Origin of the sequence: Desulfovibrio gilichinskyi, from assembly GCF_900177375.1 — a bacterium.
Classification (GTDB): Bacteria; Desulfobacterota; Desulfovibrionia; order Desulfovibrionales; family Desulfovibrionaceae; genus Maridesulfovibrio; species Maridesulfovibrio gilichinskyi.
Genome location: NZ_FWZU01000005.1, coordinates 13,177 through 34,918, shown reverse-complemented (window position 1 = coordinate 34,918; position 21,742 = coordinate 13,177). Strand labels below are relative to the sequence as shown.

Below are 21,742 nucleotides of genomic sequence, written 5' to 3'. Positions count from 1 at the left end.
GCATAAACACCTGCTCTTTCTTAAGAGCACTTAAACTAAAAAACTAGCTTACCTGAGCAAGACGGGGAGCGTTTTTAGTCTTTTCTTCTTCAGCTCTCTTACGTAGGTAATGAACCATTGTTAAAATTGCTGTGATAGCTTCAAAGCCTTCCTGCTCGACAATGCTGACCAAATCTTCTTTAGGATCAGCCTGCAACGCACTTTTAAGAGCCTTGGAATATCTTCCAAAACCATCCATCAAATCAAGAGCCATGTAGTTTGCTTCATCAGGATCACCAGGATTAATATCCATAGGAACGAGAACGTAACCCATAATATTTGCAAGTCTGGTCAGCGGACGAATGCTTCCTGTTGATCTCATGAGAGGAACAAGCTCTTCAATACCTACTTTAGCACCTTTATCTTCAGGATTGATTTCACGAAGAAGTGTTGGGTAAGGTTTGTTTATTTCTGTTGCAACGTCACGGGCAGGCTTTTCATTTTTAAGTACAACGTCCTGCAAAAGCTTAGTAAGTTCATTATTTCCCATAGTGTGTCTCCTCGACTGTATTATAATATATTTATTTAAACTTATAATAGGTAAGCTAAAATCATGCCATTTCAGTATAAAATAACCCGTAAAAATTAATTCAAAGATCATACATACTTACACCAACTAACCAAAATACCCTACTTTAAACTATACTGCGAAACAGTAAAATTTACTGTGAAACAAGAATAAACATTATCCTAAAAATCACACTGAGTACGTAAAACGTTTATACAGCTAATACTTACCTCTTGCAAGCATAGATATAATCAATATATATTTTATTCTATTTTAGTATGAAATTATCGCAAAAAATTAAGGGGATTTGTTGCCACGCAACACCCCTTAACCTTTAATCATAAATGATCTAAAAATCAATATCCAATGATTCCAAAAACAATTCCCCGGAAAAAGTGAGCTCTGCGCCACCCTGAAGGAAAACACTTTCGCCTTCGATTATAACTTTAAGGATTTCACCGCCGGAAGTTCTGACACGCACCGCCGCATCGGTAAGTCCCAGTCTCTGCAAGGTTACCTGCACTGCGCTTACACCTGTACCGCAAGCATAAGTTTCATCTTCAACTCCGCGTTCATAAGTGCGCACGATAAGGCTGTCATTATCATCAATCTGAACAAAATTAACATTGGTTCCTGCCGGAGCGAAATCTTTATGATACCTGAATGCGCTTCCAAGCTTCTTAACATCTACCTTATCAACATCCGCGACCTGCACAACAACATGAGGTACTCCGGTGTTCGCAAAGTGGTAAGTATATTTCTCGCCGTCAACTTCAATTGTCTGATTAAGTTTTACATCTACTGGATCAGTCAGCTGAACTTTAACCTCTTCCTGCAACGGAAACACCTGCACTCTGATAGGCCCGGCATCAGATCCGAAAACGTGCTGTTCTCCGGCAATGCCTAAGGCATGAGCAAGGCGTCCGACACAGCGGGAAGCGTTTCCGCACATCTCAGCCCTTGATCCGTCTGAATTATAAAACTGCCACTTGAAGTCTAATCCTGATCCATCAGGACCCTTTTCAATAAAAAGCAGTCCGTCAGCATATACCCCGAAAGCCCGCTTACAAATTTTTTCAGCCCATTCAGGCATTTTTTCAACGGGAACTCCGAGTTTACGGTTATCAATTATAACGAAATCATTTCCGCAACCCTGCATCTTATAAAAAGGAACGGCTTTACCGAACATCTGACTCATATATGGCCTCTCTTGAAATATGACTTATTAAGCCCATAGTATTAAACCCACGATAGAATTCGTCAAGCCTTACAATCGTGATCATCATGAACGGCAGCGTATTTTGCGCGCAAGGTATATAAAAGGAGTATCCATAACCGCCACAATTACTTTGAAAAGATAGGTGGTGAAAAATATTTCAAGCCATACATCTGCAGGAAAGACTCCCCACAGTGCGATAAAGCAGAAAACAGCTGAATCAAGAAGCTGGCTTAGCAGCGTGCTGGCATTATTTCTAAGCCAGAGATGTCTTTCGCCATACTTGTCTTTAATCTTATGAAAAATATAAACATCATTAAGCTGTGAAATAAGATAAGCACAAAGACTTCCAAGTGCAAGCCTAGGCAGAAAACCGAAAATAACTTCAAGGTGAGGCTGAGCGAAATCCTCAGCTGACGGAGTAAACATCAAAGCCAGTTGCATATAGACAACGGCCATCACAAGAATCATAAAACCCAGAAAGACCGCCTTTTGTGCTTCCTTCTTTCCATGAAACTCGCTTAAAATATCCGTTGAAAGAAAAACACTGGCATACAGAACATTACCCAGCGTTGTGGTCATTCCGAACAGCTGAATAGTTTTTAACACCTGAATATTACAAAGTATCAGGTTAAAAACTATCAGCCCGAACAAGCCTGTTTTTCCGAAAAATTTATACACAACAAGCACAAGGCTCAAATCAAGTAGAGCAAATCCAATCCAAAGAATCTCATTCATCAGTTTAAACTCCCCAGTAGCGGCATTGAAAACAGTCAAAACGCTATCTGTCGAAATGATTACTATATCCAGCAATTTCTATAATTACGGATATGCCACCTTAATTAATGACATTCATTAATCAAGGCCCGAAAAATATCAGCCATTATTACTATGTCACCGGCCACAGAACCGAATTTTTATCTGAACTTCAAACCGGACTTGGTGGCTTTGCACCATTACGAAGTTAGGTCAAGCATGACGGATAACGTCCAAAAAAAAGACGGTGCGAACAATTCGCACCGTCTTTCCGTAAGCACTGACAGTAACACACCTATGGAAACCCTTAAATTTATACTACCTTCAGCCTTGCATGAGAATCGGAGACAACGACTTTATTACGTCCCTGATCCTTAGCTTTGTATAAGGCATCATCAGCCTTGCGTACTATTTCAGTACCTTTTGCGAGGCTTCCGGGGCGGACAGAAGAAACTCCTATACTTGCTGTGATCTTAAAATTTTCATCACGATAAGACATAGTATGAGATTCTATCTTTTCCCTGATCCGTTCAGCAAGCATCTCAGCCTGATCAACCTTGGTATGAGGGAGCAGAATAACGAACTCTTCTCCGCCGTAACGGGCAATAAAATCTGTAGTTCTGAATGTTTCTTCAAAAATTCTTGCTATTGTTTCAAGAACAAGGTCACCCGCCATATGCCCGTAAGTATCGTTTACACTCTTGAAATAATCGAGATCAATCATCAATAACGACAGATCCATGCTGTGACGCTGATGGCGTCTGAGTTCTTCAACCAGCCTTTCATCAAAACTGCGACGATTGTAAACTCTGGTAAGTCCGTCACGATCCGCGCGGGTCTTGATCTTGGTAAACATCAAAGCGTTATTCAGGGCAAGCGACAAATGATTCACAGCAGCGTTAAGCGTGTTAACCTGATCCTTTGCAAGCCTTACCGACTTATCGCAAAGCATAACCAGACAACCGAACTTTTCGCCTCGTGTAATCAAAGGGAGGGCAAGCACTCTTCCGCCGGTCGGTCCGTAGCACATTGCAACGTCACCAGCATGCGTGGTTTCAGAAATTTTATATCCGCCGACTTCTATTCCGCTGAGCTTTGTAACACTGCCAATCATAAACTCGATCCATTCTCCCTGAACAGCAGGGATGAGACCGGGATTAATAAAAATTTCAGCTTCTGTTTTCGCTCCGGCGGGGACAACATCCCAAAAAACGCCTTGAACAGAAAGAACCGGAAGCAACAGCTTTAAATCCTCTGCAGCCTGTCCCAGAATATCTGAAACTTCAAGACGCTCGGTAGCGTTGGAGAGGACAGTATTAAGGAACATGAGCTGTTCTGTTTTGCGGGAAAGAAGCTCCCGCTCCATTATGATCTCTTCAGTCATTCTATAGAGGTCTCCATAAAGACCGGAGACTTCCTTTGCTCTGAAAAGAGCATCCTGAACCTTAGAGGTTGTTAACGGCGAACTTATTACTGCAAGAAATCCGTCTTCAAGAACACTCTCAAGATCAACATTCTTTTCAGAATCATCCTGTATAAGAATACGCTGAGTAGATTCGAGCTTACGATAAGAATCACGACGGGCTTCAGAAAGTTCATTCCAAACCCGTAGCGGAATCCATGTAGCAGAAGGCTTTTCAGGCTGAAGTAATTCTTTATCACCGGGAAGGGATCTTTCGGAAAAATTCCTTAAGAAAAATCCCGGCCCGAGAGAATCCTCTATTTTGCCGGCTTCTATGCTGTTTAGACCGAACCCCCAAAGCAGTTCAGGCCTTTCTCCTCTCTTCATATCGGGGTCTCCTTGTGCATTCCAAATACTGTCAGAAGGGTTTACTGACCTAACTTATTGCAAAATAAAGACCAAAGACTCGAATAATATTTTTTAACCAACGGATTGCAAAACTGATTTAAACATCACAGCAAAATAAGAATTTCAAAAAACGCCAAGTTACAAGATGTTAGCAATAAAAAGACAAGACTTTAAATCGTGTTATAAATTTTAAGTTAGCTCAGAACGCTGGAGATCTGGCCTGATTTTAAAACAACAAACAGGAAAACTGTGCCGGATTTTTGTCACCTGCATATATTTCGGAAATAAAATCCTTTGACAAAGCAGGCCCAAATATGGCTTGAAATATGGTATGAAAACTCAAAGAATATGGGGAACTTTGGACCCCTTTTACGAAACAGGGCCGGTTCTTGGACGCAAAGTCGCGAATATTGGTTTTCTAAATGGACTGCTGACCGAAGACCCTTTTGATGAATATCATTTTTTTCTGAGCGGCGGGAATATTCATGCCAGTTTAAGCAGCTTTATAAGCACTAACTTTTCTAAATTATTAGAGAATAATAAAGTCAAAATTTTGGATCGGCGAGATTTGCCTGAATATATAAGCAAGCAGGAATACTTTTGCTTTCATCAATCCGACTGCATAGTGTATCCTCCCCACCTTGCACGTGTAAGAAACGCTTTCGCAAAGAACATATTTCCTATCACCGGAACCACTCACTCGCTTAGCTACAGCAATTACGGATCATCTTTTCTTAATTATATATGGAAGGGCACAACTGCACGAGATTGCATTGTTGCCACGTCCACTCCCGGCATGCAGGTTGTCGAAAAATATATTATGCATCTGCGTGAAGGGTTTGAACTTGATGAGAAGAAATTCCCATCTCCGCAAATCAGGAAAATACCACTTGGAATCAATCCGTCAGCATTCACGGTGCCGACCGCTCAGCAAAAACTGGTAGCCTTAAAAAACTTAGAACTGAATCCAGACGAAAACAGGGTTAATATTTTAGTTTTCGGACGCATCGCCCATTATTCCAAAATGGATATTCTGCCCCTGTTGAGGGCTATGCAGCGTGTTTTCGCAGCCGGAATAGACAGAAAAGATGTGCGGGTCATTCTAGCCGGATGGATGGACGACGGAGACGATTTTCCGCAGACATTGAAAGAATTGAGTCGCAACATGGGACTTGAATTATCTATTTTTGCAAGGCCGACCGATCTTCAAAAGCTTGATCTTTACCGCGCGGCAGATATCTATGTCTCCATTTCAGATAATCCGCAGGAAACTTTCGGGCTGACCATACTTGAAGCCGGGGCTATGGGGCTTCCCGTCATCGCTTCTGACTACGACGGATATAAAGATCTGGTTGTGCATAACGAAACAGGATTACTGATCGAAACCATAGGACCGGCGGCAACACCTGCTGAAGACCTTATGGCCCCGCTGTGTTATGACAATCAATACCACCTGCTCCTTGCCCAGCAAACAGCAGTAGATACTCCGAAGCTGGCAAAAGGGCTTGAACAGCTGATAAGAGATCCGCAATTACGGTCTTCTATGGGGCGTGCCGGAGCTGCGAGAATAAACAAAAAATTTACATGGAAAGAAGTAATCCGTCAGCATGTCGAGCTGTGGCAAAACCTGAATAATGCTCCTGTTGAAACAGAAGGACTTTCGGAAATACTACATCCTGCTCAGGTGCGATTCGGCGAAGTTTTTTCTCACTACCCGACATCAGTTATAAACGACGAAACAAAGGTCGTAACAGGCTCTACAGGGCAGGCTATCTATCATGGAAAAGAGTTCCCGCTCGTATATCAAGGAATTGAAAGACACCTTAAGCAGGAAGTTATCCGTAAAATATCTTTTTTTGCCCGCAAGCCCATTACTACTTTAGAGCTCTGTGCCAAAATAAAATCCATTGCTCCGGGATTAAGCAGCCGGGAAGCTGAATTCCATATTTTATGGTCTTTAAAACATGATATTCTGGAAAAACCATGTTAGCGCGAACAGTCATCCACCATACAGCTCTTAAAAAAAGCGGCGGAGCTACAAGGGTGGCCCTGCTGATTCTCAATGGACTTGAAGAATCAGGATATACCACACTTCACTCATATGAAGCATCTGAAAATCCACTTGACCCGCTAATCTCTGCTGAAGAAGCAGCAATGAAAATTCCAGGCAACACCGTAGTACATCTTCATTCTTCTGCTGATCCTGCAAAATTTATTTCAGCACTGCCGGAAACGGTACGCCTTATTGTTACTCTTCATGATTCTCAAATGATCACAGGTGGATGTTCACACCCTTTAGATTGTACTCACTTTAAAAAAAAATGTTTGAATCCCTGCCCTAGAGGCTTTGCCGACTCCGAAGAAGTTCGCAGAACCAGCATCGAAACACTACTAAAGCGTGAGGCTGTTTTAATTTCTCCATCTAAATGGCTGGCTAACCAGGCTAAAATTGCAGACCCGCGCCTTTTAGTGAAAATTATTCCAAACGGCATACCATGGCCGGATTCGATTGGAGATAAGAAAATAGCCAGAGAAAAATTAAGGGTACCTATTGCAGCTAAAGTAGTTCTCTTCATTGCTCACGGAGGCGTTAACGCGGCCTATAAATCAGGCTCGCAGTGGGCTGCTTACTGGGAAGGAATCAAAAAGAAAGTTCCAGACGCAATCGGCTTTGCCATCGGCGGAAGTGAAAATTCCAGAGATGGTGATTTCATAACTATCCCCTATGTGGACAGAGAGACATTAGGCGAATTTATGACAGCGGCAAATGTCCTTGCATATCCTACTCTGGCTGATAACCATCCGCTGATAATACTTGAAGCCATGTCAAAAGGACTACCGTCCGTCAGCTATGCCGTAGGAGGAGTTGTTGAGCAGATTGTAAGCGGAACAAACGGTATACTCGTAACACCTTATAATAAAAAAGACCTAGTCGAAAACATTTCAACATTGCTTTTAGCACCCCGTGTCTCCAAAGAACTTGGGGTCTCAGCCTTTCAAACCGGTTCAAAAAAGTTTTCACAGATAAGGATGCTTAAAGACTATAAAAAAGTATATTCACGACTAGACCTAAATTAGTTAATTGTGTTAATTTATTTTAACGATTAAGAATTTGCATCTAATTTGATTGACAACATTATGCTTTATACTTGAGTGAAAAGGCCGAGCCTTATTATAATCTTGAAAAATTTCTTTCATAAACAATGTTTTCGAGCTAATCTCAAACTGAGCAAAGCAAATACACTATTTGATTGCTGACTTCACATGAATTTTAGGGGAGGGTGAAAATGTCCCAAACAAATATTCTTCTTGAATCAGGCACTAATGAGCTTGAAATCGTCGAATTTTTTATTGATGAAACTGACAGTGTCCATGGCGGAGCGACCAGACGTAACTATTACGGCATAAATGTCGCTAAAGTTGTTGAAATTATTCGCCTTCCGGAACTGACTGATATGCCTGATGCGACAGACAGAGCCGTCCTTGGAGCCTTTGATCTCAGATCTGAAATAATACCTTTAATTGATCTCAGCAGCCGTGTCGGTAAAAACCGAGTTGAAACCGAAGCCCCTAAAGTTATCGTTACAGAATTCAATAAAATTTCTACAGCCTTCCTTGTTTCCGGTGTAACAAGAATTCACCGCATAAGCTGGGAACAGGTTGAAGCTCCAAGCAAACAGGTCTCGTCCCTTACAGCCAACTCCATTACCGGTGTTGTTAAGCTTGAAGGGCGCATCGTATTCCTGCTGGACCTTGAAAAAATTGTTGCTGACCTTAACCCGGGCATGGATCTTACAGAAATGCCTGATGCTTCTCTGGTCCAGAAAATTGAAACACAGCAACTCAAAGCAATCATTGCTGATGACTCAACCATGATCCGCCGTATGATCGGGCAAATGCTCGAAGATGCCGGATTCAAGGTAACCAGAACGCACAATGGTAAAACTGCGTGGGATAAGATCAACGAATGGCGTGCTAAGGCAAAAGACGAAGGAAAAACCATTGATGATTTCCTCGACATCGTTGTCACAGATATCGAAATGCCGGTCATGGACGGTCATAATCTGACCAAAAGAATTAAGGATGATCCGGAACTCAGACATCTGCCAGTATTGCTTTGCTCTTCCATCATCACTGACACACTCTTCCATAAGGGTGAATCAGTTGGCGCAGATGACCAGATTTCAAAAGCTGAAATTAATCAGTTAGCTGAAAGAGTTTTCAAGCTGATTGAAAGAAAGCACGCTGAACAGTAATTTACTGTCATAATAATTTCCACAGTCAAATATAAACCCCTCTTTGATGCATCAAAGAGGGGTTTATATTTATGCCAATTTTTTTTAAGACTACTTAATCCAGATTACGGAAACCTGCCGTCCTGTTTTTCTATCACGCCTGTAGGAAAAAAAAGTTTCTTTCATACTGTAGGTACACATATCAATTCCGAAAATATTTCTGGATTCAATTCCTGCGCCTGTCAGTTGGTCATTGGTCAACTTCCATAAATCTACAGTGTTACTGTCTTTATTGAAATATTTTTCATACCCGGGCTCAAAGTCAGAATTAAAATTCACAAATTCAGCCATAGCAGGGCTGAGGCTAGGTCCCCTGACGGCCATAAGCTCAGAAGGAGCGCATCCGTAATGGGCACATATCTGCGCAACACTCTTGCCTGGGAAATTTATGGAATTACCACGCCAGCCATTATGCAATGCGGCGACAAAATGCCCTTTATTATGAGCAATTAAAATCGGCTGACAATCTGCGGTTTTGACAACAAGAGCATGACCTTTCTCTGCCGAAGTGAGTCCGTCCCCTTCAATATGCGGAGGCTGTTCAGGCGACTGTGGTTCCGGTTCAAAATGTATAACGTCTCCGTGAACCTGTATGCTCTCATGCCAATGAGTTACCCCAAGAGAAGCAGCCAAAGCGGTTCGGTTAGCTCTCACGGCGTAAGGATCGTCTCCTACATCAAACGACAGATTGCCTTCATCAAACGGCGACTGACACGCACCGCCGATTCTTGTTGTGAATGCGCACGAAATATTATCAAGCCCCGGAAAAGCAAACGGTATGTAATCTATTTTGGCCATATAACATCCTTATCTGTGCATATTAACTGCACCGGTTTGTCCCATTCTTCAACCGCAATATTATCAACAAGCTGAAAATAATAACAGACTCCCACAGCTAAAGATCCGGCTTTCTGCGGATGAGCAAGAAATCTATCATAATATCCGCCCCCGAATCCTATTCTATACCCTTTACGGTCAAAACCTACACCTGGAATTATCATCACATCAGGAGAAATAGCATCAGGAAATTCACACTTACTTCTACACGGTTCCTTTATCCCGAATGATCCTTGTAAAAGATCCTCTTCCGCCCTTACGACACCGAAATCCATAATCCCCGGCTCATCTCTGCGGCAACAGGGCATATAAACTTTCTTACCGGACTCAAGCGCGTCACGAAACAACGGAGTTACGTCCACTTCATTTTTGATAGGCCAATACAGCAGAACTTCTGCCGCATTTTTCCATTCCGCATGTGACTGAACTGAAGAAACTATCTTACGACTCATAGACTCAACTTCCGACTTAGAGAGCTTTCCTCTCTGTGTCAGCAGGCTGGACCTTATTTCATTTTTATCCAAATCTATCACCCTGTCTCATCACTTTTGTTTTTCCGGCATAGACGAACCATAAAGATCATTTCAAAATTATTCACTTGAATTGAATATGAATCTACACAATAATTCCCATACGATAAAGAAAACTTAGACATACTCGAGAAAAACTTAAAATCGCGGTGTACTGCTCTGCCCTGATTGGTTTTTAGAATCATTAATGTTATTAAATAACCCTTTGCAATCATATCGCAAACCAGCTGGAGATAATATGGCTGAAAATATACTGAAATGGATAGCCCTCGGCGATATCCACCAAAGCCTCAGTTTTGTATCAATAATTCCTGAAATTAAGAAAGCCGATGGGGTCATTATCACCGGAGACATTACAAACCATTCCCCGCAAGGCGCAGTTGAAAAGGTCTGGGGAGTGATTCACGATCAAAATCCTAACATACTTGCTCAAATCGGAAATATGGACCGCGCAAATGTTACAGATTTTCTTAAAAGCAAAGAAGCTAATCTTCATTTGGAAACGCGCGAACTTGCCAAAGGTATCAAAATTATGGGAGTTGGATATTCTATTCCAACGCCGTTCGGAACTCCAAGCGAAGTAAGCGACGAACAGCTTGGACAATGGCTTGAAGAAACTTACGCAAAAATCGGTGATTACGATCAACTGATTTTAGCTGTGCATGACTCGCCATATAATACCAAGCTGGATGTAATTTCAAACGGTCAACACGTAGGCAGCCGTTCAGTTCGGAATTTTATTGAAAAAGTTCAGCCTGACATCGTAGTCAGCGGACACATCCACGAATCAAGCGGTGAAGATATCATAGGGAAATCACGTATTTTCAATCCGGGAATGGCGTCCGGTGGAGGGTATGTTCTGATAACACTGCAAGACGGAAAACTTGAAGCAGCTCTAAAAGGGAATTAACATTTTATGGGTAAGTTAAGATTCATCTGGGTAGGCAAACTTAAAGAACCATTTTTCAATGAAGCCTGTGCTCATTATGCAAAAAAATTAGGCAGGTTTCACAAGCTTGATGAAACTATTCTGAAAGACGCACCGGGCAAACTTCCGCCGGAAGACAAAGTACTTCGCGAAGGTAAATCCATTGTAGAGAAAATCCGCTCTTCAGATATGGTCATCTGCCTTGATGAAACAGGTATAGAAATGACCTCGGTTGAGCTTTCAAAACATTTACAGAAATGGACCGAAGATCCGAATCTTACGCCGTGTTTTATAATAGGCGGCCCTTTCGGATTGTCTGATGAAGTTACAAAAGTAGCCAGAATAAAGCTTTCACTCAGTAAAATGACTCTGCCTCATGAATTGGCCCGCACTATGCTTCTTGAGCAGCTTTATCGCGCGGCATCTATTTTGAAGGGATCTCCTTACCATCACGTATAAGCTCAAGTGCACAGCTGAAATCAATTGGAAAACCCTGCTGAAAAATAAAATACTGAGGAACAAAAATGATCAAACCGGAATACCTTGAAAAACTCGAACTCTATATGACCTCAGGCGACATGCAGTTTGAATTCGATAACGGAACAGAAGAAAAAAGATTTGAAATCCTCGAGTTTTTGGAAAAACTGATGGATGTCGCTGAGATAGCTGATGAATACGCCACTAAACTTATTTTCAAAGGTAGCCTGCCAGGTCAGCTTGACGGCAACAGTGACCAGAAATAATGAGTTTTCTTATCAGCCTTATATTCCATTGTGGATTCCAGTTCATAGCCGCATTCATTGACTTCAGCGGAATCCGGAGCGCAGTCGTTTGATAAGACAACAATCCGCCCTGTTTCCGCCAGCATGGGTCTTACAAACGGCAGAAGTTCTTTCCATGGCATAAAAGCCTTACTGAGGATGAGATCAGCAGGGAGATTTTCATGCGGAAAAGTTTCAGCTCTGCCTTGAAAAACCACTGTTCGTGGAAGTTTCATCATTTGCAGGGCTGTACGCATAAAGATTGAACGCTTTTCACGCGATTCCACCAAATGATAAGTTCCTTTCTGCCAAACTACTCTGAGCGGCAGCCCCGGAAGTCCGGCGCCGGCGCCGAGATCAAGTGTCACCGGATTTTCAGGAAGCTCCAGATCATTTAAAAAATCAGCCAGATGTAAACTGTCGATTATGAGAGAATGAAAAATTTCATCCCAGCTCTTCGGCCCAACCAGATTCATGGATTTATTCCACTTCACCAGCAAATTAACATAATAGGCCAAAACACGCGCCTGATCTGCTGAAGAAATAAACCCTTGGTCAAGGCTGGTATCGTCTTCAAGCTTTCTTTTAGCCTTAATAGCAGCTCCTAATATATCCACGCCGCTGATAGTTGATGTCGCCATCTATTTCTCCTTTCTGTTGTCCGCAGATTGCATATAAAGATCTTATTTGGCAACTCTGCCGCTGCCGCAAAAACGTCTGTAAACAGAGCGAAGTGAGATTAAAACTCCGAACACGCAAAACCCGGAAAGCGTAATCAGCGCACCGTGCATAACCTTCATATATGCCACGCCGGTTTCATGCGAAACAGGTGCATCAGCCATATACACAGATAGGAAAATTGCGATTATCACCATGCTCGAAACCATACCGATAGTCCTTAATGCGCCTGTGATGGCTGAAGCGAATCCAAATTTTGAAGGTGGAACACTTCCCATAAGTATTATCATATTAGGGGCAGAAAAAAGTGCAAAACCGATTCCAAGCATAACAAACATGGAATATAAGTAGAAAAGCGAAGTTTCAGGGCCGACAAGAGCTCCCATGATTGACCCGACTGTGCAGACAACCATCCCCATCATCGCAATTACACGCGGATAGTAAATATCAGCCCATTTCCCCACCAGGGGCGACAAAACTGCTTGAATAAGCGGCTGTACAACAAGCACCGTTCCTGCCTCGTGCGGGGTCATTGCTTTAATACTCTGCAAGTATAAGCTGAAAAGAAAAACAATCCCGAATGTTCCGGCATAACTTATAAACTGCACAAGAGCCGCTTCAGAAAAATCTAATCTTTCCTTAAAAACAGCTAAATCCACAAGAGGATATTCAGTCCTGCTCTGCATAAAAATAAAAACTATGAATCCGAGCAGACCGGCTGATAATGAAACAATCCCCGGCCATCCGGTATTTAAGCTTGTCCCGCCGAAAACAAACGCGGCTACAGAAAATATGACTAACCCGCTACCGGCATAATCAAATTTTTCAGTTGAGGAATGAAACTTACCTTTCAAATTGATACGGCTGACTATGTAACTGATTCCTAGAGGAATTGTTCCAAGGTAAAAAATCCATCTCCATCCAAGCTCGGTAGCTATAAGCCCGCCGAGATACGGCCCTATGGAAAGCCCTACATAAACGGCAGCAACGGCAATACCCATTGCTCTGCCGCGCTCTCTAGGCGGGACAGAATCGGTTAACAAAGCCATATTGGTAGCAATTGTCAGTGCCCCTGAAAGACCCTGCCCCATTCTAAGCAAAGTCAGCACATTGATATCATGCGCAAATCCCAATAGCAGAGTGAATATGGCATAAAGCAGTACTCCAAGCCTGAAAACAGGCTCGCGCCCGTGCATATCTGCAAACCTTCCAAAAGGAAGAAGTACAGCTGCAACCCCGCCTATATACATTGATTCAATTAAACTTAGATCAAGACCGCTTGCGCCGAATTCGCGCCCTATCACAGGCAGAGCAACCCCTACCGCTGAAAACATAAACGGTATAGCAAATTGAGTTACTGAAACGGCTAAGATTACCGCTCTTTTTTTTGCATCATCCATAATAAAAACCTCTTAAAAAAATTCAGCACTGAATATTAAACAGATTGAAAATTTGTAATATCTAAAAATTTTGCCAGATTGATGACATTCCTAACGAATTACGGCCTGTATCAATCATCCGTTTCATCATTTCCAGCAAAACTACTTTCTCTGGTTCTCTAAGGTTAGACATCATCAATTGATTTGCCGACTGCAAAGCCTTATGAAGATCTTCTCTTATTTCTTCCGCTTTTTCAGTTGGATAAACTAATTTTTCACGCCTGTTTTGAGGGTTCTCTTCTCTGTATAGAAATTTAAGCTTAATAAGTTTTGCAACGGATCTTGCGGTAGATCCCTTATCGACAACAAGAAAATGCGACAACTGTTCTTGATTCCATCCCGGATGGTTAAGAGCCGTCATGACAAAACCAACCTGACAGTAAGTAATACCTAGTGCGCTTAATTTATCTTCAACAATGGCCCTGTGAAGGCGCGTAATCTGCGTATTTAAATATCCTAATGACATATTTTCATGCATCTTAATCTCCTGACAACTGGAGTTGACGTATCAACAGTTGACAAAACAACTGTTGATACGTCAACTAATATATCACAAGGCGGATGTCAACTCTCGAAAATACAATTGAATATTCTGACTCCGGCACACATAAATCCCGATTAGTATGAATAAACTCTCAGCCTTTCTAAGCCCCGGATATAAACATTTACCGCATTATAATATTATATAGCATTATATTTAGCATAAAGCTTATTCTATTTTTAACGCATAAAAACATAAAAAGTGTTGCAAGCTGAATGTGAGTGTGCTCTGATTTATGCTGTAGCCAAATTGAAGACGATACTCTTTGCAACTTTAGCATCTATAAAAAACTACTTATGGCCAATGTTCTAATAATCGACGATGACCCGCACATAGGTGACCTTTTGCTTGTACTTGCCAAGCACCTTGGTCACGGTGGAGATAAAGCTCTTACACTCAAGAAAGGTATCGCGCTAGCGCGCGAAGAACGTTTCGATATCGTATTTCTTGATGTCGTTCTTCCGGACGGTAACGGGCTTGACGCTCTGCCGGAACTGCAAATATTAAAAAACTCTCCAGAAGTAGTTATTATAACAGGCAAAGGAGACACCAAAGGAGCAGAGCTGGCTATCAACTCCGGTGCATGGGACTACATAAGCAAGCCAGCCACTGCGGAGCAGTACCTTCTGCATATGCAACGTGTGTTGCAATACAGGACTGAAAAACAAGCTTCTCATCCTAAGCTTGGGCATCATAATATTGTCGGACGCTCTAAAGCTATTATGCGGTGTATGGAACAGGCAGCCAAAGCCGCTGAAAGCCATGTAAGTGTTTCAATTTCAGGTGAGACCGGAACAGGAAAAGAACTTTTCGCAAAGGCCGTACACGATAACAGTACTCACCGAAAAGGACCTTTTGTCGCAGTCGATTGCGCGTCAATTCCTGAAAATCTTGTTGAAAGCATACTTTTTGGGCACAAGCGCGGGGCTTTCACCAGTGCGGAAGAGTCCAATCAGGGCTTGATTGCTAAAGCGGACGGAGGAACTCTCTTCCTTGATGAAGTCGGCGAACTTCCGCTGGCACTTCAAAAATCTTTCTTAAGGGTTCTTCAAGAGCACACATTTCGTCCAGTCGGCGACCCCAAAGAAATCAAGAGCGACTTCAGACTGGTTACAGCTACAAATCGCGACCTTGAAGCACTGGTTCAAACCGGAAGATTCCGGCAGGATCTTATGTATCGTATGCAGGCTTTTACAATTGAACTTCCGCCACTGCGACAGCGCAAAGAAGATATCCCTGAACTCAGCAGATATTTTTTAAACAAGCTCAGCGCAGATTCTAATACAGCACCGACTCCTGTTTCAAATGAGTTTCTTAAAGCGTTGGAGGCATACTCATGGCCCGGAAATATCCGAGAGCTTTTCAATATCCTTGAGCAGGTTTTCGCCACTAATCCGGAAGCAGGAGAATTTTTGCCGATTCACCTGCCTGTCCGTATAAGGATTGCGGCCGCCCAACACTCAGTCTTACCTAAAACAGACCACAAACCAGTTTTGACCGTCATTCAAGGGCATAAGACTACAAAAAAGCAATTAAACAAAGAAGCTGAAATATCACCATACAAGCCGCCTTTAAATGAAGATTTTCCCCCTCTGAAAGAATATAGAGACCAAGCCCTTGATCAGGCTGAAAAGCTCTATCTGGAAAGTCTTTTCCTTCACTGCAACGGCAATATCAAAAAAGCAGCTCAGGTGTCCGGGCTTTCAAATTCCAGAATATACGCTCTGCTAAAAAAACACGACATTAAGAAAACTTTTTTCAGCAATTAGTTATCACCTGATTTTTGCCCAACTGGAAAGAGCCCTCAAGGCATACGCTTTGAGGGCTTTCTCACAAAAAAATCTTTGCAAAATTATTCAGCAGCTAGCTAGTCAGATGAGCTCACATTAAATGCTACTGAATAAAAATGATGTGTGAAATCTACATATTCAACTGTGATTTCTTTAGGAACTTGGATTCTTGCCTGTGCAAAATTAACAATCCCTTTGAGGCCGCCTTCAACAAGGTAATTGGCTGCTCTCTGGGCTCTTTCAGGAGGCGTAGAAATAATTCCTATTTCAAGTCCAAGTTCGTCTACTCTGCTTTTCAGCTGACGCGTGCATACAACTTCAAGTCCAGAGACAATTTCACCGATTTTATAAGGGTCGCAATCAAATGCAGCCCTGATGGAAAAGCCTCTTAAGGCAAACTCTTTATGACGAAGCAAAGCACGTCCAAGGTTACCGACTCCGACAAGGGCGCAGCCCCAAACTCGGTCAACACCAAGAGAATGTTTAATTGAAGCAATCAGTTCGTGCACATAATAACCGACACCGCGCACGCCGAATTCGCCAAAATAAGCTAAATCTTTACGAATCTGGGAAGGATTAACTGAACAGGCGCGGGCTAGTTTCTCTGATGAAACAACTTCTACGCCATCACGCTTAAGCCCCGTAAGAACTTGTATGTAAACTGCGAGTCGCTTGATTGTCGCTTTGGGGATATTCTGGGTTTTCACAATAAGTACCTATTTTTCATGTCCCGCATAGCCATGAAAATAAAATGTTGGGAATCTCAGACAGCAAAAGGCTGATTCAATAACGGCCTTAGCACATCTGGTTTTAAATTATTAACTGATTAGTCAAAATCAACCATAGTAACCACCTTCAATCGAAAAAGACTATATACTATAGCAGTCTGTTTCCGATACCCCCAAAACTATTTTTTTTAATTGTTCTTAAATTACAGACTATTACAAATTAAAATTTCCTGCAAAAGCTGAACAGCATGTGAAAAAATTAACAATTATAAACAGAAAAAAGGAGGTCCGAAGACCCCCTTCAAATATTTCCAAATCCTAAAACTAACCGATGAGTGGGTTAGCGAAAAGAAGGATGAGGTTAACAACAAGTGCGTAAATAGCCAAGGATTCTACGAATGCGAGGCCAAGAATCAAAGTAACTGTGATTTTACCACCAGCTTCTGGATTACGTGCAGTTCCTTCACAAGCAGCTTTAAGTCCGAGACCCTGACCGATACCACAACCGGCAGCAGCAATAGCCATACCGATAGCAGTAGCAGTAGCAGTAGCGGAAGCAACTTCAGGAGCAACACCGGAAGCGAATGCTGCACCGGCAGCAAGAACGAGAGCCATTGTGTTCAGAACGATAAGCAGAGCTTTACGCATTGTAAAATCCTCCAAAAATGTAAGTTTATATAAAGTAGTCGTTAGACCATTTCCCCAAGTATTAGTGCTCAATAATTCTAATGAGCGTGTTCCAGAGAGCCCTTCAAGTAAATCATGGTAAGCATGAAGAAGATGAATGCCTGGATTACCTTCGCCAGCATGAACAAGAAGTACATAGGCAAGGTAGAAACTACAGGAGCAAGCATGAACAATAGTACGAGAACAATTTCTTCACCGCGGATATTACCGAACAGACGTAGGGTAAGTGAAAGCGGACGAGAAATGTGCGAAACTATTTCAATAATAAACATCAATGGAGCGAGAAGTGGAACAGGCCCCAGAAAATGTTTAATGTAGCCGAAGCCATGACGCTTGATACCGATGTAGTTGTAATAAAGGAAAGTACAAACAGCCATTGCCGCATTGGTGTTGACGTTCGCAGTAGGAGCATCACAACCTGGAACAAGGCCTAAAAGGTTCATCACAAGGATGTAAACAAACAAAGTACACATGAAAGGGAAGACTGTACGTCCGCTTTCACCGATGTTCGAGACGACAAAATCTTCAAGCCCGCCGACAATTATTTCGACAAGATTTTGAAGACCTCCCGGCACTAGACTAAGTTTTCTGGAAACTAGAAATCCGATAGTGAACAGAATGAGCATTGCTACCCATGTATACCATACATGGATCGGGATGTGAGTTCCCAAAGCATTGTTCAGCTCTGTCATAAATATTAATGGATGTGGTAACCCTGCAGCCATGATCCTTATGCCTCCTTCACTTTTTGCCGAAACCCGGCAACGCCCCAAAATATTGCATTCACTACTACGGAGCTGAGCCCGATCAAAAGAGCGGTGATTGAACACTGCCCCCAGACGATAAGTCCATATATGACCAGTCCGGATAAAATCATCCGCCCGTAGAAACGAACCAGCAAAGACACCACCGCGCCCCTGCGCATATACGCCAGATGCTGACCAAATTTAGCCAGCGACCAGAAATTGAACGTAGTCAGAGCCGTTCCGGCTGCTAAAGCCAATGCCCAATGGGCAAACCCGAAGGCTACAGCAGCAAAAAGAAATGCTCCGGCAGTAAGATACAACTGGTTGCGTACCAAACTGCGTACGTCCGGATGAGTAAAGCCTCGCCTGTGGAGAAATGTTTCAATCTTTTGGTTTATTTTCATCGTCATTTTTAGGACCTATCCCCTGATCCTTTTTTAGAATGCGCTGGACTTCATCGTAAACATTCTTGAAGCCGGCAACAATTCCAAATAACAAGAAAATAAGAAGAAACCAAGGCTTTGTTCCCAACCATTTATCAAGATACCACCCCATAGCCATCCCAACAAAAGTAGAACAAACAAGATGGATTCCGATTGTCGCGGCATTGCCGAGTAGATCCAGAGCTTCTTTATTTCCTTTGAACGCGAACATTGTTCTACTTTTCCTGTCGACTTGAGATGCGGCTTGTGACGCAAACTGACCTTGCGCAAACCTTCACAAGTGAGTTTCGTCTAGCACAATCTTTTGATGTGCGTCAACGGATTCTTTCCAAGAAGCATTGTTTTTAGAAGTTTTTTTAATCTTTTAAAAAACAGCTCCAACCTGTCGCTGCAACCTGTTACCAAAAGTATTTTTAATATAAACTTCCTTTGTTCATTTGATATTCAACTGGAGAAACTTATATTTGTGCAGCCATTTGTATATTTTTTCACAAACTTGTTTGCTTATGCCAAGTGACAATTCTCCCGTAACAAAGTAAACATAAACCTATGAGCTTATGCTCAAGATTTGAATATACAGGGAAACACAATAATATGACTGCAAAACAGCTATCACCTTCAAAGCTTAGATCAAAACTGGACCCGGAAAAAATCCAGTTTGCCGACAGCTCAGAAATACCCATTACGACAGGGACATACGATCCTTTTCAGCCTAGAGCATTACAAGCTTTCCGGATGGCTCTCGCTATATCAGGAAGCTGTCATAACGTATATCTTTCAGGTGAATCCAATTTAGGCAGAAGCTATTTCGCCCGCGAATATTTTGAACTGAGAGCCGCCAAGCAGCCTGTTCCTCCAGATCAGCTTTATTTATATAATTTTGCTGATGAGGATAAGCCTATTGCCGTTTCTCTACCCGCAGGCAACGGCAAAAAATTTAAAACAACCTTGTCTGACGCAGTTACACTCATCAAAGAGAAGCTTCCGGCGTGGTTTGAGCGCGAGCCTCATTTGAAAGCTCACGAGCGAATTTCGCGGACATTCCAGGATGAACGTGATGATCTGGTCTCTGACATGGAAGAGCTCGCAAAAAGAAATGGTTTCAGCCTTGAGGTTGACGATCATGACGGGCTGACATTGATCCCGCTCATAGAAGGCCGTATTTTAAGCGATGAAGAATTCGAAAGACTTGATCAGGAGTTTAAAAAAACTCTTCGCAACTCGGCAGATGATCTGCTTGCAGAAGTAACAACTATTCTGCGCCAAATAAGCAAAACCGAGGAAGGATTCCGCAAAGATGAACGTAAACTTCATCAGGACTCTGCAAAAGAGCTGCTAAAAGATATTATGGCTCCGCTGCATAAAAATTTTAACCAGTATGAAAAAATTAAAACATATCTGGAAGATGTTGAAGAAGAACTACTCGACAACATTGACCTTTTCATGGCGAAAGAAGCTCAGCCTATAGCTTTGCCTACAGGGCTGCATATTCCTGACTCTTCGCCGACTGAAGATCTTTTTTCACGCTTTGATGTTAATCTTTTGGTTGATAACAGCACAACGAAGGGAGCCCCTGTCGTTATGGCTGATCATCCGACGGCTTTCAATCTTCTCGGCAGTATTGACCGCGAATCTGAAATGGGTGCTCTGTATACAGATTTCACTCTTATCAGAGCCGGAGCTATTCATAAGGCTAACCACGGTTATCTTATTATGTATGCGGAGGATGTTCTGACAAATCCTTCTTCATGGGAAGGACTGCTTAGAGCATTGCGCACCGGAAAAGCAAAACTGGAAGATCCCGGTGACGGTGATCAGATCCGGACAAAATCACTCGAACCGGAACCTATCCCGCTTGAGTTGACCGTTATTTTAATAGGATCTGAAGAAACTTATGAGATCCTGCTTTATAATGATGAAAGATTTGGAAAATATTTCAAGCTTAAAGCTCACATGCAACTTACTGCAGAGAGAAATGCTGCCAATATCCGCCGCTTTGTTGAAGTACTGGGGAAAGTTATTCATGATACTAAACTTATCCCGTTCAACAGAGAAGCTCTTGCCGGTTTAGTAGACTACTCAAGCAGACTTGCGGAAGATCAGAAAAGAATTTCACTCGGTATCCCGTTCATGAAAGAAGTAATGGTTGAAGCTTCAGCTTTAGCAGTGCTTGACGGTAAAAAAATCGTTGACCGCGAATCATTAAATGAAGCTATAGAAATGCGCGATTACAGATCAAATCTTTACGAAGATGAATTCATGACCGAATACGACCGTGAAGTTATTAAAGTTGAAACATCCGGCAAGGGTGTCGGCCGTGCCAACGGGTTGTCTGTAACAATGTTCGGCGACTACGAATTCGGCCTGCCGCATCAGATTTCATGTACCGTCGGCGTTGGTCATGGCGGCATTATCGACCTTGAGCGTGAAGCACGCATGGGCGGTCCCATTCATACAAAAGGTATGATGATCATTAAAAGCTACCTTGTCGGGCTTTTTGCACAGGATAAGCCCATTGTTCTGACTGGAAGTCTTTGCTTTGAACAAAGCTACGCCGGAATCGAAGGCGACTCCGCATCCGGAGCAGAACTGGCGACACTGCTTTCGGCTCTTTCTGGAGTGCCCATTAAATTTAACTACGCATTCACCGGAGCTGTCAGTCAGACAGGTTCTATCATGGCTGTGGGCGGAGTTAACCGGAAAATCGAAGGATTCTATGAAGTCTGCCGCCGCCGAGGATTCAGTGGTGAACAAGGTGTTTTGATTCCGGCTGATAATGTAGTAAACCTCATGCTCAGACATGAAATTGTCGAAGCTGTAGAGCAGGGTAAATTTCATATTTATCCGGTAAAAACCATTGAAGAAGCTTTATCAATCTTAACCGGTGTTAAAATTGGTAAAATCAGCCACGGCAGGAAATTTCCTTTAGGATCTCTTTACCGTAAAGCTGATGACCGACTTGCAGAGCTTGCCGAAATAGCACGCAGGTCGGAATGTAAATCAATATAAA

At 42.5% G+C, this 21,742-nt stretch carries 22 protein-coding genes; 8 read left to right on the top strand and 14 right to left on the bottom strand.

Annotated features, from left to right (window positions below; all coding sequences use genetic code 11):
- Nucleotides 1-43: 43 nt before the first annotated feature.
- From B9N78_RS14160 to B9N78_RS14145, 4 genes are all read right to left on the bottom strand, one after another.
- Nucleotides 44-529 carry a phage regulatory CII family protein gene (locus B9N78_RS14160; RefSeq protein WP_085103433.1) on the bottom strand — a complete coding sequence of 162 codons (486 nt, stop codon included), beginning with the start codon at nucleotides 527-529 and terminating at the stop codon, nucleotides 44-46.
- Nucleotides 530-896: 367 nt separating this feature from the next.
- On the bottom strand, nucleotides 897-1,745 hold the full coding sequence (dapF, locus tag B9N78_RS14155) for a diaminopimelate epimerase (RefSeq protein WP_085103431.1): 849 nt from the start codon (nucleotides 1,743-1,745) through the stop codon (nucleotides 897-899).
- 84 nt (nucleotides 1,746-1,829) lie between these two features.
- Nucleotides 1,830-2,501, bottom strand: a complete 672-nt coding sequence (locus B9N78_RS14150; RefSeq protein WP_085103429.1) for a queuosine precursor transporter — start codon at nucleotides 2,499-2,501, stop codon at nucleotides 1,830-1,832.
- Between the two features lie 331 nt (nucleotides 2,502-2,832).
- On the bottom strand, nucleotides 2,833-4,308 hold the full coding sequence (locus B9N78_RS14145; RefSeq protein ID WP_085103427.1) for a GGDEF domain-containing protein: 1,476 nt from the start codon (nucleotides 4,306-4,308) through the stop codon (nucleotides 2,833-2,835).
- A 352-nt stretch (nucleotides 4,309-4,660) separates the two neighbouring features.
- On the opposite strand from B9N78_RS14145, the gene B9N78_RS14140 reads away from it, so the two are divergent.
- From B9N78_RS14140 to B9N78_RS14130, 3 genes are all read left to right on the top strand, one after another.
- Entirely contained in the window at nucleotides 4,661-6,319 is a 1,659-nt protein-coding gene (locus B9N78_RS14140; protein ID WP_085103425.1) for a glycosyltransferase family 4 protein, read from the top strand.
- A complete protein-coding gene (locus tag B9N78_RS14135; protein ID WP_085103423.1) occupies nucleotides 6,313-7,407 on the top strand; it encodes a glycosyltransferase in 1,095 nt (364 codons plus the stop codon). Before B9N78_RS14140 ends, B9N78_RS14135 begins: the two co-directional genes overlap by 7 nt.
- A 209-nt stretch (nucleotides 7,408-7,616) precedes the next feature.
- The gene (locus tag B9N78_RS14130; protein ID WP_085103421.1) at nucleotides 7,617-8,585 is read left to right on the top strand and encodes a chemotaxis protein; all 969 of its coding nucleotides are present in this window, start codon (nucleotides 7,617-7,619) and stop codon (nucleotides 8,583-8,585) included.
- A gap of 90 nt (nucleotides 8,586-8,675) precedes the next feature.
- Here B9N78_RS14130 and B9N78_RS14125 read toward each other — a convergent pair whose 3' ends face one another.
- Together B9N78_RS14125 and B9N78_RS14120 are read right to left on the bottom strand one after the other, a co-directional pair.
- A complete protein-coding gene (locus B9N78_RS14125; RefSeq protein ID WP_085103419.1) occupies nucleotides 8,676-9,422 on the bottom strand; it encodes a purine nucleoside phosphorylase YfiH/LACC1 family protein in 747 nt (248 codons plus the stop codon).
- On the bottom strand, nucleotides 9,410-9,994 hold the full coding sequence (locus tag B9N78_RS14120) for a 5-formyltetrahydrofolate cyclo-ligase (protein WP_245805562.1): 585 nt from the start codon (nucleotides 9,992-9,994) through the stop codon (nucleotides 9,410-9,412). Before B9N78_RS14120 ends, B9N78_RS14125 begins: the two co-directional genes overlap by 13 nt.
- A 235-nt stretch (nucleotides 9,995-10,229) precedes the next feature.
- Between B9N78_RS14120 and B9N78_RS14115 the strand changes: the two genes are divergently transcribed.
- The 3 genes from B9N78_RS14115 (at nucleotide 10,230) to B9N78_RS14105 (ending at nucleotide 11,662) form a co-directional block, all read left to right on the top strand.
- Entirely contained in the window at nucleotides 10,230-10,901 is a 672-nt protein-coding gene (locus B9N78_RS14115) for a metallophosphoesterase family protein (RefSeq protein ID WP_085103417.1), read from the top strand.
- Nucleotides 10,902-10,907: 6 nt separating this feature from the next.
- On the top strand, nucleotides 10,908-11,378 hold the full coding sequence (locus tag B9N78_RS14110; RefSeq protein ID WP_085103415.1) for a 23S rRNA (pseudouridine(1915)-N(3))-methyltransferase RlmH: 471 nt from the start codon (nucleotides 10,908-10,910) through the stop codon (nucleotides 11,376-11,378).
- Nucleotides 11,379-11,443: 65 nt separating this feature from the next.
- Nucleotides 11,444-11,662, top strand: coding sequence for a hypothetical protein (locus B9N78_RS14105; protein ID WP_085103413.1), 219 nt, complete (start codon nucleotides 11,444-11,446; stop codon nucleotides 11,660-11,662).
- Here the strand turns inward: B9N78_RS14105 and rsmG are convergent.
- From rsmG to B9N78_RS14090, 3 genes are all read right to left on the bottom strand, one after another.
- Nucleotides 11,632-12,321 (bottom strand): 16S rRNA (guanine(527)-N(7))-methyltransferase RsmG, encoded by a 690-nt coding sequence (gene rsmG / locus B9N78_RS14100; protein WP_085103411.1) that lies wholly within the window; start codon nucleotides 12,319-12,321, stop codon nucleotides 11,632-11,634. The two genes, B9N78_RS14105 and rsmG, sit on opposite strands and share 31 nt — an antisense overlap.
- Before the next feature lie 42 nt (nucleotides 12,322-12,363).
- Complete coding sequence (locus tag B9N78_RS14095; RefSeq protein WP_085103409.1) at nucleotides 12,364-13,758, bottom strand: MFS transporter; 1,395 nt, start codon at nucleotides 13,756-13,758, stop codon at nucleotides 12,364-12,366.
- 61 nt (nucleotides 13,759-13,819) lie between these two features.
- Nucleotides 13,820-14,275, bottom strand: a complete 456-nt coding sequence (locus tag B9N78_RS14090; protein WP_085103407.1) for a MarR family winged helix-turn-helix transcriptional regulator — start codon at nucleotides 14,273-14,275, stop codon at nucleotides 13,820-13,822.
- A 359-nt stretch (nucleotides 14,276-14,634) separates the two neighbouring features.
- Between B9N78_RS14090 and B9N78_RS14085 the strand changes: the two genes are divergently transcribed.
- Nucleotides 14,635-16,107, top strand: coding sequence for a sigma-54-dependent transcriptional regulator (locus B9N78_RS14085; protein WP_085103405.1), 1,473 nt, complete (start codon nucleotides 14,635-14,637; stop codon nucleotides 16,105-16,107).
- 98 nt (nucleotides 16,108-16,205) lie between these two features.
- Here the strand turns inward: B9N78_RS14085 and B9N78_RS14080 are convergent, their stop codons facing one another.
- From B9N78_RS14080 to B9N78_RS14060, 5 genes are all read right to left on the bottom strand, one after another.
- Nucleotides 16,206-16,835 (bottom strand): redox-sensing transcriptional repressor Rex, encoded by a 630-nt coding sequence (locus tag B9N78_RS14080; RefSeq protein ID WP_085103403.1) that lies wholly within the window; start codon nucleotides 16,833-16,835, stop codon nucleotides 16,206-16,208.
- 345 nt (nucleotides 16,836-17,180) lie between these two features.
- On the bottom strand, nucleotides 17,181-17,504 hold the full coding sequence (atpE, locus tag B9N78_RS14075) for an ATP synthase F0 subunit C (protein ID WP_027720687.1): 324 nt from the start codon (nucleotides 17,502-17,504) through the stop codon (nucleotides 17,181-17,183).
- Nucleotides 17,505-17,581: 77 nt separating this feature from the next.
- Nucleotides 17,582-18,268, bottom strand: a complete 687-nt coding sequence (gene atpB / locus B9N78_RS14070; protein WP_085103401.1) for a F0F1 ATP synthase subunit A — start codon at nucleotides 18,266-18,268, stop codon at nucleotides 17,582-17,584.
- 5 nt (nucleotides 18,269-18,273) lie between these two features.
- A complete protein-coding gene (locus tag B9N78_RS14065) occupies nucleotides 18,274-18,699 on the bottom strand; it encodes an ATP synthase subunit I (protein ID WP_245805561.1) in 426 nt (141 codons plus the stop codon).
- Nucleotides 18,671-18,943 carry an AtpZ/AtpI family protein gene (locus B9N78_RS14060; RefSeq protein ID WP_085103397.1) on the bottom strand — a complete coding sequence of 91 codons (273 nt, stop codon included), beginning with the start codon at nucleotides 18,941-18,943 and terminating at the stop codon, nucleotides 18,671-18,673. Before B9N78_RS14060 ends, B9N78_RS14065 begins: the two co-directional genes overlap by 29 nt.
- A 383-nt stretch (nucleotides 18,944-19,326) precedes the next feature.
- Here B9N78_RS14060 and B9N78_RS14055 point away from each other — a divergent pair, with 383 nt between their 5' ends.
- Nucleotides 19,327-21,741, top strand: coding sequence for an ATP-binding protein (locus B9N78_RS14055; RefSeq protein WP_085103395.1), 2,415 nt, complete (start codon nucleotides 19,327-19,329; stop codon nucleotides 21,739-21,741).
- Nucleotide 21,742 lies beyond the last annotated feature (1 nt).

Bases quoted from the DNA above. Each gene is read 5' to 3' on its own strand.
- B9N78_RS14160 (WP_085103433.1), bottom strand. From the start codon at position 529: ATGGGAAATAATGAACTTACTAAGCTTTTGCAGGACGTTGTACTTAAA.
- dapF (WP_085103431.1), bottom strand. From the start codon at position 1,745: ATGAGTCAGATGTTCGGTAAAGCCGTTCCTTTTTATAAGATGCAGGGT.
- B9N78_RS14150 (WP_085103429.1), bottom strand. From the start codon at position 2,501: ATGAATGAGATTCTTTGGATTGGATTTGCTCTACTTGATTTGAGCCTT.
- B9N78_RS14145 (WP_085103427.1), bottom strand. From the start codon at position 4,308: ATGAAGAGAGGAGAAAGGCCTGAACTGCTTTGGGGGTTCGGTCTAAAC.
- B9N78_RS14140 (WP_085103425.1), top strand. From the start codon at position 4,661: ATGAAAACTCAAAGAATATGGGGAACTTTGGACCCCTTTTACGAAACA.
- B9N78_RS14135 (WP_085103423.1), top strand. From the start codon at position 6,313: ATGTTAGCGCGAACAGTCATCCACCATACAGCTCTTAAAAAAAGCGGC.
- B9N78_RS14130 (WP_085103421.1), top strand. From the start codon at position 7,617: ATGTCCCAAACAAATATTCTTCTTGAATCAGGCACTAATGAGCTTGAA.
- B9N78_RS14125 (WP_085103419.1), bottom strand. From the start codon at position 9,422: ATGGCCAAAATAGATTACATACCGTTTGCTTTTCCGGGGCTTGATAAT.
- B9N78_RS14115 (WP_085103417.1), top strand. From the start codon at position 10,230: ATGGCTGAAAATATACTGAAATGGATAGCCCTCGGCGATATCCACCAA.
- B9N78_RS14110 (WP_085103415.1), top strand. From the start codon at position 10,908: ATGGGTAAGTTAAGATTCATCTGGGTAGGCAAACTTAAAGAACCATTT.
- B9N78_RS14105 (WP_085103413.1), top strand. From the start codon at position 11,444: ATGATCAAACCGGAATACCTTGAAAAACTCGAACTCTATATGACCTCA.
- rsmG (WP_085103411.1), bottom strand. From the start codon at position 12,321: ATGGCGACATCAACTATCAGCGGCGTGGATATATTAGGAGCTGCTATT.
- B9N78_RS14095 (WP_085103409.1), bottom strand. From the start codon at position 13,758: ATGGATGATGCAAAAAAAAGAGCGGTAATCTTAGCCGTTTCAGTAACT.
- B9N78_RS14090 (WP_085103407.1), bottom strand. From the start codon at position 14,275: ATGCATGAAAATATGTCATTAGGATATTTAAATACGCAGATTACGCGC.
- B9N78_RS14085 (WP_085103405.1), top strand. From the start codon at position 14,635: ATGGCCAATGTTCTAATAATCGACGATGACCCGCACATAGGTGACCTT.
- atpE (WP_027720687.1), bottom strand. From the start codon at position 17,504: ATGCGTAAAGCTCTGCTTATCGTTCTGAACACAATGGCTCTCGTTCTT.
- atpB (WP_085103401.1), bottom strand. From the start codon at position 18,268: ATGGCTGCAGGGTTACCACATCCATTAATATTTATGACAGAGCTGAAC.
- B9N78_RS14065 (WP_245805561.1), bottom strand. From the start codon at position 18,699: ATGACGATGAAAATAAACCAAAAGATTGAAACATTTCTCCACAGGCGA.
- B9N78_RS14060 (WP_085103397.1), bottom strand. From the start codon at position 18,943: ATGTTCGCGTTCAAAGGAAATAAAGAAGCTCTGGATCTACTCGGCAAT.
- B9N78_RS14055 (WP_085103395.1), top strand. From the start codon at position 19,327: ATGACTGCAAAACAGCTATCACCTTCAAAGCTTAGATCAAAACTGGAC.